Source organism: Modestobacter sp. VKM Ac-2983, assembly GCF_026967885.1.
GTDB lineage: Bacteria > Actinomycetota > Actinomycetes > Mycobacteriales > Geodermatophilaceae > Modestobacter.
The window spans coordinates 1,229,976-1,245,071 of the sequence record NZ_JAPVBK010000001.1 but is presented as its reverse complement, the minus strand read 5'-3'; the positions used below and the strand labels follow the sequence as shown (position 1 = coordinate 1,245,071).

Annotated in this window: 13 protein-coding genes; 8 read left to right on the top strand and 5 right to left on the bottom strand. The window is 74.8% G+C overall.

Annotated elements, in window-relative coordinates; all coding sequences use genetic code 11:
- Positions 1–223: 223 nt before the first annotated feature.
- Complete coding sequence (locus O2W18_RS06025; RefSeq protein WP_269186634.1) at positions 224–1,546, top strand: sensor histidine kinase; 1,323 nt, start codon at positions 224–226, stop codon at positions 1,544–1,546.
- Positions 1,547–1,563: 17 nt separating this feature from the next.
- Positions 1,564–2,208, top strand: coding sequence for a response regulator (locus O2W18_RS06020; protein ID WP_269157259.1), 645 nt, complete (start codon positions 1,564–1,566; stop codon positions 2,206–2,208).
- 21 nt (positions 2,209–2,229) lie between these two features.
- On the opposite strand, the gene O2W18_RS06015 is transcribed toward O2W18_RS06020, so the two are convergent.
- Positions 2,230–2,580 (bottom strand): MmcQ/YjbR family DNA-binding protein, encoded by a 351-nt coding sequence (locus tag O2W18_RS06015; RefSeq protein WP_269186633.1) that lies wholly within the window; start codon positions 2,578–2,580, stop codon positions 2,230–2,232.
- Between the two features lie 179 nt (positions 2,581–2,759).
- On the opposite strand from O2W18_RS06015, the gene O2W18_RS06010 reads away from it, so the two are divergent.
- On the top strand, positions 2,760–4,973 hold the full coding sequence (locus O2W18_RS06010) for an MMPL family transporter (RefSeq protein ID WP_269186632.1): 2,214 nt from the start codon (positions 2,760–2,762) through the stop codon (positions 4,971–4,973).
- A gap of 71 nt (positions 4,974–5,044) precedes the next feature.
- Positions 5,045–6,286, top strand: coding sequence for a GNAT family N-acetyltransferase (locus O2W18_RS06005; RefSeq protein WP_269186631.1), 1,242 nt, complete (start codon positions 5,045–5,047; stop codon positions 6,284–6,286).
- 63 nt (positions 6,287–6,349) lie between these two features.
- Here O2W18_RS06005 and O2W18_RS06000 read toward each other — a convergent pair whose 3' ends face one another.
- Entirely contained in the window at positions 6,350–6,940 is a 591-nt protein-coding gene (locus O2W18_RS06000) for a hypothetical protein (protein ID WP_269186630.1), read from the bottom strand.
- Between the two features lie 10 nt (positions 6,941–6,950).
- Positions 6,951–7,436, bottom strand: a complete 486-nt coding sequence (locus O2W18_RS05995) for a ribose-5-phosphate isomerase (protein WP_269157265.1) — start codon at positions 7,434–7,436, stop codon at positions 6,951–6,953.
- Between the two features lie 37 nt (positions 7,437–7,473).
- Between O2W18_RS05995 and O2W18_RS05990 the strand changes: the two genes are divergently transcribed.
- The 3 genes from O2W18_RS05990 to O2W18_RS05980 all read left to right on the top strand — a co-directional run bounded on the left by O2W18_RS05990 (position 7,474) and on the right by O2W18_RS05980 (position 10,793).
- The gene (locus tag O2W18_RS05990; protein ID WP_269186629.1) at positions 7,474–8,145 is read left to right on the top strand and encodes a DUF429 domain-containing protein; all 672 of its coding nucleotides are present in this window, start codon (positions 7,474–7,476) and stop codon (positions 8,143–8,145) included.
- Positions 8,142–8,897, top strand: a complete 756-nt coding sequence (locus O2W18_RS05985; protein WP_269186628.1) for an MBL fold metallo-hydrolase — start codon at positions 8,142–8,144, stop codon at positions 8,895–8,897. The genes O2W18_RS05990 and O2W18_RS05985 overlap by 4 nt, the downstream gene beginning before the upstream one ends.
- A 117-nt stretch (positions 8,898–9,014) precedes the next feature.
- The gene (locus tag O2W18_RS05980; RefSeq protein WP_269186627.1) at positions 9,015–10,793 is read left to right on the top strand and encodes a SpoIIE family protein phosphatase; all 1,779 of its coding nucleotides are present in this window, start codon (positions 9,015–9,017) and stop codon (positions 10,791–10,793) included.
- Positions 10,794–10,799: 6 nt separating this feature from the next.
- Here the strand turns inward: O2W18_RS05980 and O2W18_RS05975 are convergent, their stop codons facing one another.
- Together O2W18_RS05975 and O2W18_RS05970 are read right to left on the bottom strand one after the other, a co-directional pair.
- Complete coding sequence (locus tag O2W18_RS05975) at positions 10,800–11,567, bottom strand: SDR family oxidoreductase (protein WP_269186626.1); 768 nt, start codon at positions 11,565–11,567, stop codon at positions 10,800–10,802.
- Between the two features lie 83 nt (positions 11,568–11,650).
- Positions 11,651–12,316 carry a DsbA family oxidoreductase gene (locus O2W18_RS05970; protein WP_269182397.1) on the bottom strand — a complete coding sequence of 222 codons (666 nt, stop codon included), beginning with the start codon at positions 12,314–12,316 and terminating at the stop codon, positions 11,651–11,653.
- A gap of 157 nt (positions 12,317–12,473) precedes the next feature.
- Between O2W18_RS05970 and pepN the strand changes: the two genes are divergently transcribed.
- The gene (pepN, locus tag O2W18_RS05965) at positions 12,474–15,023 is read left to right on the top strand and encodes an aminopeptidase N (RefSeq protein ID WP_269186625.1); all 2,550 of its coding nucleotides are present in this window, start codon (positions 12,474–12,476) and stop codon (positions 15,021–15,023) included.
- Positions 15,024–15,096 lie beyond the last annotated feature (73 nt).

Below are 15,096 nucleotides of genomic sequence, written 5' to 3'. Positions count from 1 at the left end.
GCTCCGGGGCGGACGGACACGAACGTGATCGGGGGCTCCCCGACAGTAGATGCGTCCGGCGGTGAGGCGAAACCCGCTCGACGGCCCGGCGTCCTGGACACGCCGGGTGCGGGCCGGGAGCATCTGCCCCCGAGATGAGCGCGCACTGGTCGGGTCAACCCGAGTCCGCACCGGCCAGCCAGCGGGCTGGGGCGGCGCATCGCCGCAGGCCAGGCTGGTCCGCATGACGATGACCGCCGAACGGCCCGCCCAGGCCGGCCAGCCCGTGGCGCACGAGCCCCGGCGCAGCTGGTGGCGCCAGCTCGGCATGGACACCGGGTACGTGCTGGTCAACTTCTGGTTGTCGATCCTCGCGTTCGTCCTGGTGGTGACCCTCCTGACCGTCGGGGTGGTCACCCTGGGCATCTGGGTCGGGGTGCTGGTCCTGGTGCTGGCCCTGCTGGTCGCCCGCGGGTTCGCGACGTTGGAGCGGAGGCAACTGCCCGACGTCCTGCGGAGGGAACTGCCCCGGCCCATCTACCGGCGCACACAGCCGGATGCCCCGCTGCTGCGCCGGCTGGTCACCCCGCTGCGCGACCCCCAGTCCTGGCTCGACGTCCTGCACGCCGTGCTGCACATGACCGTGTCGATCCCCGTCTTCGTCGTGACGGTGGTCTGGTGGGCGATGGCACTGGCCGGTCTGACCTCCATGACGTGGGACTGGTCGATCCCCTACGACGAGTCGGGGCAGGCGGCGAACTACACGTTCCCCGAGCTCATCGGGCTGGCCGACAGCTCCACCAACCGGGTGCTGCTCTACACCGCGATCGGGATCCTGTTCGCGCTGACGCTGCCCGCGGTGGTCCGGGGGTGCGCCCTCGCCGAGGCGCAGCTCGGCCGGGTGCTGCTGACCTCCCGGGCCGCCACCCAGGCCGAGATCGGCCGGCTGTCGGAGGGCCGGGACGCCGCGGTCGCGGCCGAGGCGGTGGCCCTTCGCCGGCTGGAGCGGGACATCCACGACGGCCCCCAGCAGCGGCTGGTCCGGCTGAGCATGGACCTGCACCGGGCCCGCCGGATGGTCGACAGCGACCCCGACGGCGCCCGCGCGACGCTGGACGAGGCGGCGGTGCAGACCCGCGAGACGCTGGAGGAACTGCGGGCGCTGTCTCGCGGCATCGCGCCCCCGGTGCTGGCCGACCGCGGCCTGGCCGCAGCGCTCGCTGCACTCGCGGCCCGCTCCCCCGTCCCCGTGGAGCTCGCCTGCGCCCTGCCGCCTGGGCAACGGCTGACGCCCGCCGTGGAGAACTCCGCGTACTTCCTGGTCAGCGAGGCGCTGGCGAACGTCGCCAAGCACAGCGAGGCGACCGTGAGCCGGGTGACGGTGGTCTGCGAGCACGACCGGCTGCGGGTCGTGGTCGAGGACGACGGCCGCGGCGGCGCGGTGCTGGCCCCCGGTCACGGACTGGCCGGGCTCACCGACCGGCTGCGCGCGGTCGACGGGGTGCTGACCGTGGACAGCCCGCGCGGCGGGCCGACCCGGCTGATCGGCGAGCTGCCGTGCCGGTGACCGAGGGAGGGCCCCGCATGCGGGTCGTGCTGGCCGAGGACTCGGTGCTGCTGCGGGAGGGCCTGGTGCGGCTGCTCGGCGAGGCGGGGACCGAGGTGGTGGCCGCCGTCGCCGACGGGCCGTCGCTGGTCCGTGCGGTGGTCGAACACCGGCCGGACGTCGCCGTCGTCGACGTCCGGATGCCCCCGACGCACACCGACGAGGGCCTGCGGGCCGCGGTCGAGGCGCGCCGGGCCGTCCCGAGCACCGCGGTGCTCGTGCTGTCCCAGTACGTGGAGGTCGCCTACGCCGACGAGCTGCTCGCCGACGGCGCCGGGGGCGTCGGGTACCTGCTCAAGGACCGGGTCGCGCAGGTCGACCAGTTCCTGACCGCCCTGGACGACGTCGTGGCCGGCGGCACCGTGCTCGACCCGCAGGTGGTCGCGCAGCTGTTCGCCCGGCGCCGGCGCGACGACCCGGTGCGCGCCCTGTCCCCGCGGGAGCGGGAGGTGCTGGGGCTGATCGCCGAGGGGCACTCCAACGCCGCGATCGCCCGGGAGCTCGTCGTCACCCTGGGCGCGGTGGAGAAGCACACCCAGCACATCTTCGCCAAGCTGGGCCTGGCCCAGGACGAGGACCAGCACCGCCGGGTGATGGCCACCCTGGCCTACCTGCGCAGCTGACCACCGGGCGCCGGCCCGGGTTCAGCCGCCGGCTGCGGCGTCGAAGGCCGCCCGCAGCCGGGCCGGCGCCCGCAGCCGCCAGGCCTCGGTGAGCAGCTCGGCCAGCTCAGCCCGGTCGACGGCCGCGAGCTGGACGACGACCATGCTGCTGTTGCGGTAGTGGTGCGGCACCGAGAACACCGCCGGGCGTTCCGCGGCCAGCTCGGCGTTCTCCCCGGGCGCCAGCCGGATCGCCACCCACTCCTCCGCCGGGGGCATCGACGCGAACACCTTGTCGCGCACCCGCAGGCACGCCATGTCCCAGGCTGGTCGCTCGGTGGCCTCGGGCAGGGCCAGGGCGATCGCCCGCACGTCGTCGGCGGTGGCTGGCATGGCGGCAGGGTGCCACCGGCCACCGACAGGACGCACCCCTCGTCGGGCTGACCGGCACCCCGAGATGGTGCCAGCCCGACCTCGTTCGGGGGGTCAGCGGCAACGACGTGATCATCTCGGCCCGCGAGGCTCGGTGCAGCGACGCCGCACCCGCGGCGCCCCAGCCGGAAGGCCCCGCCGTGAGCGTCCCCGTGATGACCGCCCTGCCCGACACCGCGCCTCCTCCACCCACGCGGGACGGGGTCGCCGTCCGGGTGGCCCGGTGGAGCGCCACCCACCGCTGGACCGTCGTCGGGCTCTGGGTGCTCGCGGTCGCACTGGCCGTCGTGCTCGGCGGCATCACCGGCACCCAGACGCTCACCGCTGCGCAGAGCGGCAGCGGGGAGTCCGGCCGCGCCGACGTCGTCCTGGACGGCGCCGGGTTCCCCGACCCGCCGACCGAGCAGGTGCTCGTGCAGACCCGCGACGGCTCGGCGATCGGTGCCGAGGGCGCCGCGGCCGCCGCTGACGTGACCGCCGCCGTCCGCGGGCTGGACGAGGTGGCCGCCGTCGGCGACCCGGTCGCCTCGGCCGACGGGACGGCGCTGCTGGTTCCGGTCACCCTCGACGTCGGGGACCGCACCGGCTCGGCCGCCGCCGATGCCGCCGCCGACGCGGTGCAGCCGGTGCTGGACGCCGTCGCCGGCGAGCAGGCCGAGCACCCGGAGCTGTGGGTCGTCGAGTCCGGCGGCAGCTCGCTGGACGCCGTCGTCGGCGAGCAGCTGGAGGAGGACTTCCTGCGGGCGGAGCTGCTGAGCCTGCCGGTGACGCTGGTGGTGCTGCTGGTGGCCTTCGGTGCCCTGTTCGCGGCCGGGGTCCCCCTCCTGCTCGGGCTCACCGCCGTCGGTGGCGCCCTGGGGCTGGTGTCCCTGGTCTCCCAGCTGACCCCGGTCGACGCCAGCACTTCCAGCGTGGTCCTGCTGATCGGCATGGCCGTCGGGGTGGACTACGCGCTGTTCTACGTCCGGCGGGCCCGGGAGGAACGGCGGCACGGGGCACCCACCGCGCTGGCCGTCGAGCTGGCCGCCGCCACCTCCGGGCGGGCCGTGCTCACCTCCGGCCTCGCCGTCGCGGTCGCGATGGCCGGCATGTACCTGGCCGGGAGCCCGGTGTTCACCTCGTTCGCGACCGGCACGATCCTCGTGGTGCTCGTGTCGGTGATCGGCTCGCTGACCGTGCTGCCGGCGACGCTCGCGCTGCTGGGGCGGGGCATCGAGCGGCCGCGGGTCCCGCTGCTGGGCCGGCTGGTGGGCCGCTCGGACGACAGCCGGGTCTGGTCGGCCGTCGTCCGGCGGGTGGTGTCCCGGCCGCGCACGTCGCTGGCGGTGGGCGTGGCCACGCTGCTGGCGGTGGCCGCCCCGGCGATCGGCATGGCCACCTCGAACCCCGGCATCGACGCGCTCTCCCGGGACAGCGAGGTGGTCCGGGCCTACGACGCCATCGCCACGGCCTTCCCGCAGGAGGGCAGCGCCGACCAGGTCGTCGTCTGGCGCACCGACGGGCAGCGGCTGGACGTGCCCGCCGTCCAGGACGCGGCCGACGAGCTGGTCGCCCGGCTGCCGGACGCCACGACCGCCGGCGAGCTCGAGGTCAGCCCCGACGGCACGGTCGCCCGGCTGTCGGTGGCGGGCGACCGTGCGGCCGGCAGCGACGAGGCCCGGGCCGGGCTCACCCAGCTGCGCGAGGACCTCCTGCCGGCCACGCTCGGTTCCGTGCCCGGCACGGCCACGGCCGTCACCGGGGCCACCGCCGGGGACGCCGACTTCAGCGACACGATGGCGCAGCGGCTGCCGATCGTGATCGGGTTCGTGCTCGCGCTGACGGTCGTCGTTCTGACCGTGGCGTTCCGGTCCCTGGCGGTCGCGCTGATCGCCGCCGTCCTCACCCTGCTGTCGGTGGGGGCCGCGTACGGCGTGCTGGTGCTGGTCTTCCAGTCGACCTGGGCCGAGGGCCTGCTCGGCTTCACCTCCACCGGCGCGATCGTCTCCTGGATCCCACTGTTCCTGTTCGTGGTGCTCTTCGGGCTGTCGATGGACTACCACGTGTTCGTGGTCTCCCGGGTCCGCGAGGCGGCCCGGGCCGGCATCCCGATCCGGCTGGCGGTGACCACCGGGGTCTCCCGCTCGGCCGGGGTGGTGACCAGCGCCGCGGTGGTCATGGTGGCGGTGTTCAGCATCTTCGCGACGCTGTCGATGCTGGAGTTCAAGCAGCTGGGGGTGGGCCTGGCGGTCGCGGTGCTGATCGACGCCACCCTGGTCCGCGGGGTGCTGCTGCCGGCGGCGATGGCGGTGCTGGGCGAGCGGACCTGGTGGCTGCCGCGGTGGCTGGGCTGGCTGCCGGCCGCCAGCCACTGAGGTCCTGGTGCACGGAGCGCACGGGCGGAACTGGTTGGCCGACCGTCGTCCGCGCCGGGTAGACACCTCCCGTGACCGACATCGCCGACCAGCTCCGCCCGATCACCGCCGAGGAGTGGCCGCGCTTCGTCCGCGGCATGCGCACCACCTTCGGCCACGACCACTCCGGCCCCTACATGGACTCCCCGTCCCCGACGGCCGAGCTGGACCGCTCGCTCGCCCTGTTCGACGGCGAGCGGGTGGCGGCCACCTCCGGGATCTACAGCCTGGAGATGTCCGTGCCGGGCGCGGTGGTGCCGACGGCCGGCATCACCTGGGTGACCGTCTCCCCCACCCACCGGCGGCGCGGGGTGCTGACGGCGATCATGCGGCGCCAGCTGGCCGAGGTGCACGCGGCCGGGCGCGAGCCGGTGGCTGCGCTGTGGGCCGCCGAGTGGCCGATCTACGGCCGGTTCGGGTACGCCCCGGCCGCCCGGCGCGGCGGCTGGACCGGGCTGACCGAGCGGCTGCGCCTGCGGCCGGACGTCGACTGCGGCACCGGCACCGTGCGGCTGGTCGGGGTCGAGGAGTTCCGACCGGCGGCCGCGGCGCTGCACGAGCAGGTGCGGCGTTCGGTCCCGGGCAACATGGCCCGCGACGAGCGGTGGTGGGAGCGGCGGCTGCACGACTCCGCCGAGTCCGTCGCCGGTGGCCCGCCCCGCCAGCTGGCGCTGCACACCGAGGCCGACGGCACGGTCACCGGCTTCGCGAGCTACCGGGTGCGGGCTGCCTGGACGGACACCAGCGAGCCCGACGGCACGCTGACCGTCGAGGAGGTCCGGGCGACCACCCCGGCCGGCCACGCCGCCCTGTGGCGCTTCCTGCTCGGGCAGGACCTCATGCGCACGATCGAGTACCCGTCCGGCTCCGCCGACGACCCCCTGCCGCACCTGCTGGTGGACGGGCGGGCGTGGCACGCCCGACCGGTGGACACGCTCTGGGTGCGGCTGGTCGACGTGGGGGCGGCCCTGTCCGCCCGCCGGTACCCGGCCCGGCTGGACATGGTGTTCGAGGTGCGCGATCGGTTCTGTGACTGGAACGACGGGCGCTGGCACGTCTGGGGACATCCGTCCGGTGCTTACAGTGACCGCACCGACCGCGACCCGGACCTGGTCCTGGACGTCGACGCGCTGGCATCGGCCTATCTCGGCGGCGTCTCCCTGGCCGCCCTGCAGGCCGCCGGCCGGGTGACCGAGATCAGCCCGGGCGCGGTGACCCAGGCGTCCACGGCCTTCGGCTGGCCGGTCGCCCCCTGGTGCCCCGACGACTTCTGACGGCCCCGCTGCAGGGTCCCGCCGCGAGCTCGCGAGTGGTGGGGGGCAGTGGGGTCCTTCTGCTCACCGGGGCTGGGTGCCGTCCCACTCCGACAGTGGGGCGCAGTGCCAGCGCCAGGAGGTGACCGGCTCCCGGCCGGGGAGCTCGCCGCGTCCGGTGGCCCACAGCAGGGCGGCCCACGGGTCGGCGTCGGCCGGGGCCCACGGGAAGAGCCGGGCCCGGGTGACCTCGGCCAGCCGGGCCGGCGGCGTCCAGTCCAGCTGACGGTCCACGGCGACGTCGCCGGTGTGCAGCAGCAGCTCCGCACACCCCATCCCGGCGAAGCCCGAGGCGTCGGCCAGCCCCCAGTCGTGGGCGCCGCGCTCGGCCGGGCCGGCGGCGTCGACCACCCGGGCCAGCACCTCGGTCGCCGCACGCAGCTGCAGGCAGGTCTCGGCGAGGTCGGCGTCGGGCCGGCGGACCACGTCGAAGGCGCTCACCTCCACCGGCCCGGCGACCAGGTCCTGGGCGTACCAGGTCAGGCAGGAGGTGACGTGCGCGGCGACGCCGACGACATCGGTGCCCAGCGTCGGCACCGCCGCCGCCCCGTCGGGCACCCGGGCGAACACCCGCTGGACCGCGGCGCCGGCGGCGCGCAGGTCGTCCCCGGTCACCGGCGCCTGCTCACGGGTTGCGGGTGGGCAGCCCGCCGGCCGGGCGCTGACGGTTCTGCTCGTACTCGCTGAGCAGACCGATCCGGCGGGAGTGCCGCTCCTCGCCGCTGAACGGCTCGCGCAGGTAGGTCAGCACCAGTGCGGTGGCCTCCTCCACGCTGTGCTGGCGGTTGCCCACCGCGGCGACGTTCGCGTCGTTGTGCTGGCGGGCCAGCTGGGCGGTGCTCTCGTTCCAGATCAGCGCGGCCCGGACGCCGGGGACCTTGTTCGCGGCGATCTGCTCACCGTTGCCCGAGCCCCCGATGACGATGCCGAGGCTGCCCGGCTCGGTGACGACCCGCTCCCCCACCTCGAAGCAGAACGGCGGGTAGTCGTCCTGCGGGTCGTAGTCGAAGGCCCCGCAGTCGACCGGCTCGAAGCCCTCGTCGGCGAGCACCTGCATCAGGTGGGACTTCAGTTCGAGGCCGGCGTGGTCGGTGCCGAGGAAGACGCGCATGTGCCGATCTTCGCAGCACTCCTGGCAAGCTGGCCCGGTGGCGGTGCTCGGGGTGGACGGCTGGCGCGGCGCGTGGGTCGGCGCGCTGCTCGACGGGCGGTCCGTGCGGCTGGTGGTGCTGGCCGACGCAGCCGCCGTGCTGGCGGTGCCGGACGTCGAGGTGGTCGCCGTCGACATGCCGATCGGGCTCTCCGAGGACGGGGTCCGAGCCTGTGACGTCGCGGCTGCCGGGCTCCTGCGGCCGACCGGCGCAGCCAGTTCGGTGTCCCCCACGCCGGTGCGGGCGGTGCTGGCCACCGACGACTACGCCGAGGCCCGGGTGATCTCCCGCGCGGTGACCGTGCCGCCGCGCGCGCCGTCGGCACAGGCCTTCATGCTCGTCCGCTCCATCCGTGCTCTGGACGACGTCCTCGGCGACCCCCCGACCGACCGGGTGGTCGAGGTGCACCCCGAGCTGGCGTTCCGGCTCGGCCTCGGCGGGGTCACCGACCGCAAGGGCACCGCCCGCGGCTCGGTGCAACGGCTGCGCGCACTGCGCACGGACGTGGAGGAGGCGCTCACCGACGCGCCGGCCGGCGTCCCGCTGGTCGACGCGCTCGACGCCTGTGCCGCCGCCTGGTCGGCCCGGCGGCTGGCCGCCGGCACCGCCGACCGGGTGGGCGACGGGACGACCGACTCCCGCGGCCGGCCGATGCGGATCTGCTGGTGACCGCCGGGTGGGAGGAGATCGGCGACCGGGTGTTCGTCCGCCGGCACCGGGAGCTCGACCTGAACTGCGGCCTGGTGGTCGGCGACGGCGGCTGCCTGGTGATCGACACCCGCTGCCACCTGGGCGAGGGCCGCGCGCTGGCCGAGGCGGTCCGGGTGGTGACCCCGCACCCGTGGACGGTGGTGAACACGCACGCGCACTTCGACCACTGCTTCGGCAACGCCGCCTTCCGCCCCGCCGACATCTGGGGGCACCGCCGGTGCGCCGACGAGCTCGAGGCGACGGGCGAGCACCAGCGGGCCTCGGTGGTCACCGCCCTCCGGGAGGACGGCGACCCCGCGGCCGAGCTGGTCGCCACCGCGCCGATCGACCCGCCGGACCACCTGGTCGACGACCTCGCCCGGCTCGACGTGGGCGGCCGCACCGTCACGCTGCGCCACCTCGGGCGCGGGCACACCGTCGCCGACCTGGTGGTCGCCGTGGACGACGTCGTCTTCGCCGGGGACCTGGTCGAGGACGGCTCGCCACCGGCGATGGAGGACGCCTACCCGCTGGAGTGGGCGACGACGGTCACGGCGCTGCTGGAGCTGGTGCGCGGGCCCGTCGTCCCCGGCCACGGCGGGGTGGTGGACGCCGCCTTCGTGGCCGCCCAGCGGGACGAACTGGCCCAGCTGGCGACCTGGTTGACCGACCCGGGCGCACCCTTGGCCTTCGACGAGGCGACCCGGGTGACCGCCCGCGGCCGAGCATGAGCAGCACCACGGGGACCAGGGACCAAGGTCCCTCACCGTGGTCGGTTGCGTGTGATGAGATCCGTGGCGCCTGATCCGAGCAGCGGCGGGCAGCCACCGCCGATCCGGAGGAGACCCGTGCCGGACCGGGCCCCTGCCCACCCGCTCCCCGACCCACACCGGGCCGGTGCCTGGGTGGAGTCGGCCGCGATCCCGCTCGTCTGCATGGACGGCGACTTCCGCTGGGTGTACGTCAACCGGGCCGCCGAGGCGCTGCTGCAGGAGCGGCGGGAGGACCTGCTGGGCCGCACCCAGTGGGAGATCCACCCGCTGACCCTGGGCACCGACGTCGAGCGGGCCTACCGGCACACGATGGACACCCGGGAGCCGGTGGACTTCGAGCAGTACTACCCCCCGCACGACCGGTGGTACCGGATGTCGGTGCGTCCGGCGGCCGGCGGCATGGACGTCGAGTTCCACGACATCACCGCCGAACGGCGCCGGGCCGTCGCACCCGCGACGTCGCCGGCGACGGTCGAGGACCCCGCGGCGCTGGACCTGCTGGACCTGCTCACCGAGACCTCGGCCGCGCTGAGCACCACCCTCGAGGTCGACGAGGGTGTCCGCCGGCTGGCCCGGCTGGTCGTCCCCCGCCTCGCCGACTGGGTCATCGTCAGCACGTACGACGCGACCAGCGGCGCTCTGGCCGACGTCGCCGTGGTGCACCGCGATCCCGAGCTGCAGCACGCCGCCGACGCCTACGCCGAGTCCCGGACCGGCGCCCTGGCCGCGGACTCACCGGCGCGGCGGGCGATCCGCAGCGGGCGGCCGGCGGTCGTCGGCGACGGCCGGGCCGAGGACCTCGACTCCTTCACCGCAGCGCTGGTGGTCACCCCGCAGGCGCAGCAGCGGCTGGCCGCCCTGCGGCCGGGCTGCGTCGCCGGCGTCCCGCTGCTCGCCGGTGGCCGCACCGTGGGTCTGCTCAGCCTGTTCCGGGACGCCGGCTCCGCACCATGGACCGACCGCGAGCTGCGCGCCGCCACCGACGTCGCGGCCCGGGCCGGCACGGCCCTGGACAACGCGCGCCTGTTCACCCAGCAGCGCCAGGTCGCCGAGGCCCTGCAGCGCAGCCTGCTCACCGACCCACCGGAACCCGACCACGCGGAGGTCGTCGTCCGGTACCTGCCCGCCGTGCAGGCCGCGCGGGTGGGCGGTGACTGGTACGACGCGTTCATCCAGCCCGGGCGCACCACCATGGTCGTCATCGGCGACGTGGCCGGGCACGACATCGAGGCGGCGGCCGCGATGGGCCAGCTGAGGAGCCTGCTGCGGGGCATCGCCGTCTACAGCGACGCGGGACCCGCGGAGGTGCTCTCCGGGCTGGACCGGGCGATGGACGTGCTGGCCGTCGGCACCATCGCCACCGCCGCGATCGCCCGCTTCGAGCAGACCGACGACGAACGTGGGCGCGGCGTCACCCGGATGCGCTGGTCCAGCGCCGGGCACCCGCCGCCGCTCCTGCTGGGCGCCGGGGGCGGGGTGACCACCCTGGGCTCCCGGCGGGCCGACCTGCTGCTGGGCGTCGACCCGGCCACCACGCGCGCCGAGCAGGTGACGGAGCTCGACCGCGGCACGACGGTGTTCCTCTACACCGACGGGCTGATCGAGCAGCGTGGGCCCGAGGGACCACTCGGGCTGGACGCGGGCCTGGACCGGTTGCGGGAGGCGCTGGCCGACCTCGCCCAGCTGCCGTTGGGGGACCTGTGCGACGCCGTCGTCGAGCGGCTGGTGCACGGCCGCCCCGACGACGACGTCGCGCTGGTGGCGGTGCGCCTGCACCGGCAGGACCGGCCCCGCCCGGCGGAGGCCGGCTCCGGCCACGTGCCGGACGCCGTCCCCGCACCGCCGGGAGCCTGAGGGCCCTCAGGCGAGCCGACGGACCAGCGGCAGCGGCAGGACCCTCAGCAGCCCGGCGACCGGGCGCCACGGCCACTCCGGGACGTAGGCGCGCACCGGCTCCCGCTCGATCGCCGCGGTCAGTGCGGTGACACCGGTCTCCAGGTCGACGGTGAACGGACCGCGGCGGCCGGTGTTGATGTCGGTCTCGATGAAGCCCGGGTGGATGGTGCTGACCCGGATCCCGCGGGTGCGCCGGTCCCCCAGCAGGTCGGCGCGGATGCCCTCGGCGAGCACGGCGTCCGCGGCCTTGGAGGTGGCGTACGCCGTCCGGGTGCCGCCCATGCCGCGCACCCCGGCGACCGAGGAGATGACCACCAGGTGGCCGCTGCCCTGGGCGCGGAACAGCTCGACGGCGGCCTCGCAGCAGGCGTGCGTGCCCAGCACGTTGGTGACCAGCACCTGCCGGTTCGGTCGCCCCTTGCCCGTGCCCACCGGGGCGCCCTTGCCGAGGCCCGCGTTGGCGATGAACCGGTCGATCCCGCCCAGTTCACCGGCCAGCCGCGGGACGACGTCGGCCACCTCGTCGGGGTCGTCGACGTCGAGCCCGCCGGTGACCACCCGGATGCCGGGGTGGGCGGCCAGGAGCTCGTCCCGGAGCTCGTCGAGCAGCTCGGTGCGGCGGGCGACGAGCGCGAGGTCGCGGCCCCGGGCGGCGAACTGGCGGGCCATGCCCTGACCCAGCCCGGCGCTGGCGCCGGTGATGAAGATGCGCTGACGAACAGGGTGCGGCATCCACCCAGGATGCCGCACCCTCAGGCCCCGCGGCAGGGGCCCGCCGCGAGCCTGCGAGTGGCGGGGGGCCGCGGGGTCCTTCTTCAGCGGGTGCCGGTCAGCTCCAGGGCGTCGGCCGGGACCGAGGACATGTCCGGGCCGGAGAGTCGGGTGCGCTTGAGCTCCCAGAAGTCGGGGAGGTTGGCCAGCAGGACGGCGCCGTCGAAGGCCTTGCCGGCGTCCTCACCGGTCGGCACCTTGCTGATCACCGGACCGAAGAACGCCACGCCGTCGATGTGCATGACCGGGGTGCCGACGTCGTCGCCCACCGGGTCCATGCCCTCGTGGTGGCTCTTCTCCAGGGCCTCGTCGTACTCGGTGGAGCCGGCGGCCTCGGCCAGCTCGGCGGGCAGGCCCACGCGCTCCAGGGCCGGGGCGATGATCTCCTCGATCTCCCGGCCCTCGTGGTGGCGCAGCGTGCCCATCGCGGTGTAGAGGTCGCCGAGCACCGCGTCGCCGTGCTGCTGGGCGGCGGCGACCGCGACCCGCACCGGGCCGATCGCCTTCGCCATCATCTCCTGGTAGTCCGGTGACAGGTCGCGGCCCCGGTTGAGCACCGACAGCGACATCACGTGCCAGTGCAGGTCGATGTCGCGGACCTTCGCCGCCTCCAGCACCCAGCGGCTGGTGAGCCACGCCCACGGGCACAGCGGGTCGAACCAGAAGTCGACACGGGCCTTCACGGGAGAGCTCTGCACTGCCTCGGTCATGGGTGCTCCTCAGTCTGTCGTCGGTGCTCCGGGCGGTCGCTGCAGCGGCACCCGGTCGTCTGCGCCCAACCAAGTCGGGCCGTCCCCGGCTTGTTCCCCGCCCTCTCCGGGGGCACACAGGAGGAGACCGTCGTCCCCGCATGGGAGGCTCCGGGGCGTGGCAGTTCCCAACCTGACTCGTGACGACGCCGCGGCCCGCGCCGCGCTGCTGACCGTCTCCAGCTACGACCTCTTCCTGGACGTGACCGACGGCCAGGGCCATCCCGGCGAGGAGACGTTCCGTTCGGTCACCACCATCCGGTTCGACGCCCGCACGCCCGGCACCGACACCTTCGTCGACCTGGTGGCCGACCGGGTGCGGTGGGCGACCCTGAACGGCGTCGAGCTCGACGTCAGCGGGTACACCGCCGAGGGCGGCCTGGCCCTCCCCGGGCTGGCCGACACCAACGAGCTGGTCGTCGACGCCGACTGCAGGTACTCCCGCACCGGCGAGGGCCTGCACCGCTTCGAGGACCCGGAGGACGCCCAGGTCTACCTCTACACGCACTTCGAGCCGGCCGAGGCGAAGCGGATGTTCGCCTGCTTCGACCAGCCCGACCTCAAGGCGACGTTCACCGTGCACGTCACCGCGCCGTTCGACTGGCAGGTCGTCAGCAACACCGGTGACCGCACGATCGAGGCCGGCGAGGCCGGCTCGCAGCTGGTGCACTTCACCCCCACCAAGCGGATCTCCACCTACCTGGTGGCGCTCGTCGCCGGGCCCTACGCGCGGGTCACCGACCTGCACGACGGCATCCCGCTGGGCATCTACTGCCGGGCGTCGCTGGCCCAGCACCTGGACCCGGACGAGATCTTCGCGGTCACCAAGGCCGGGTTCGACTTCTACCACCGGGTGTTCGACTACCCGTACCCGTTCGACAAGTACGACCAGCTGTTCGTCCCCGAGTTCAACGCCGGGGCGATGGAGAACGCCGGCTGCGTGACGTTCCTGGAGGACTACGTCTTCCGGTCCAAGACCAGCCGGGCGCGCTACGAGCGGCGTGCGGAGACGATCCTGCACGAGCTGGCGCACATGTGGTTCGGCGACCTGGTGACCATGCGCTGGTGGGACGACCTGTGGCTCAACGAGTCCTTCGCGACCTACATCTCCACGCTCTGCCAGGCGGAGGCCACCGAGTACACGACCGCCTGGACGACGTTCGCCAACACGGAGAAGTCCTGGGCCTACGCGCAGGACCAGCTGCCCTCGACCCACCCGATCGCGGCCGACATGGTCGACGTCGCGGCGGTCGAGGTGAACTTCGACGGGATCACCTACGCCAAGGGCGCCTCGGTGCTCAAGCAGCTGGTCGCCTACGTCGGGCAGGACGACTTCCTGGCCGGGGTGCGCAAGTACTTCCGCAAGCACGAGTACGGCAACACCACCCTCGACGACCTGCTCAGCGAGCTCTCCGAGGCATCGGGCCGGGACCTGTCGGACTGGTCGGCGCAGTGGCTGCAGACCAGCCAGGTGAACACCCTGCGCCCGGTGTACGAGCTCGACGACTCCGGTCGGTACGCCTCGTTCGCGATCGAGCAGACCGCCGTCGCCGCACACCCCGTGCTGCGGCGGCACCGGCTGGCGGTCGGCCTCTACAGCTCCGGCCCCGACGGGCTGACCCGGTCGCACCGGGTGGAGCTCGACGTCGACGGCGCCCGCACCGAGGTGGCCGAGCTGGTCGGCCACCCGGCCGCGGACCTGGTGCTGGTCAACGACGACGACCTGACCTACGCCAAGCTGCGGCTCGACGAGCGGTCGCTGGCCACGCTGCGCAGCCAGATCGGCACGATCCCGGACTCGCTGCCGCGGGCGCTGTGCTGGTCGGCGGCCTGGGACATGACCCGCGACGGTGAGCTGGCGGCCCGTGACTGGGTCCAGCTGGTGCTCGCCGGGGTCGACGCGGAGACCGAGATCAGCGTCGTCCAGTCGCTGCTCGCCCGGGTGCAGTCGGCGCTGGCGTCCTACGCCGACCCGGCCTGGGCGCCGACCGGCTGGGAGATGCTGGCCGACAAGGCGCTGGCCGCACTGCACAGCGCGGCGCCCGGCAACGACGCCCAGCTGCAGTGGTCGCGCACCCTGGCCGCCGCAGCCCGCGGCGACGAGCACGTGGCGGCACTGCGGGGGCTGCTCGACGGGTCCCTGGCCGTCGAGGGCCTCACGGTCGACACCGACGCCCGCTGGGCGTTCCTGCACGGCCTGGTCGCCGTGGGTGCCGCTGGTGATGCGGAGATCGACGCGGAGGCCGAGCGGGACGCCACCGCCACCGGCGCCCGGCGGGCCGCGACCGCCCGGGCGCTGCGGCCGACGCCGGAGTCGAAGGCGGAGACCTGGGAGCGGGCGTTCACCGACGAGTCGATCGCCAACGCCGTGCACGAGGCGATGGTCGCGGGCTTCTGGCACCCGGCGCAGCAGGAGCTCACCGCCCCGTACGTGGACCGGTACTTCGCCGACATCCGCGGGCTGTGGGAGCGGCGTCCCGGCGAGATCGCCAAGAACGCCGTGGAGTACCTGTTCCCGAAGGTCATCGACGAGCGGACGCTCGCGGCGGCCGATGCCTGGCTGGCCGATCAGTCCGCGCCGGCACCGCTGCGCCGGCTGGTGAGCGAGGGCCGCGACGGCGTCGCCCGCGCCCTGTGGGCGCGCAAGCGGGACGCCGCCGCCGGCTGAGGGCGAAGGCGTCGAACGTCAGCGGCCCAGGACTCGTCGAGTCCTGGGCCGCTGGCGTTCGGCGCCCCCTGCA

What these genes read in the sequence shown, in the direction of transcription:
- O2W18_RS06025 (WP_269186634.1), top strand. Translation starts at nt 224, where the DNA reads ATGACGATGACCGCCGAACGGCCCGCCCAGGCCGGCCAGCCCGTGGCG.
- O2W18_RS06020 (WP_269157259.1), top strand. Translation starts at nt 1,564, where the DNA reads ATGCGGGTCGTGCTGGCCGAGGACTCGGTGCTGCTGCGGGAGGGCCTG.
- O2W18_RS06015 (WP_269186633.1), bottom strand. Translation starts at nt 2,580, where the DNA reads ATGCCAGCCACCGCCGACGACGTGCGGGCGATCGCCCTGGCCCTGCCC.
- O2W18_RS05995 (WP_269157265.1), bottom strand. Translation starts at nt 7,436, where the DNA reads ATGCGCGTCTTCCTCGGCACCGACCACGCCGGCCTCGAACTGAAGTCC.
- O2W18_RS05975 (WP_269186626.1), bottom strand. Translation starts at nt 11,567, where the DNA reads ATGCCGCACCCTGTTCGTCAGCGCATCTTCATCACCGGCGCCAGCGCC.
- O2W18_RS05970 (WP_269182397.1), bottom strand. Translation starts at nt 12,316, where the DNA reads ATGACCGAGGCAGTGCAGAGCTCTCCCGTGAAGGCCCGTGTCGACTTC.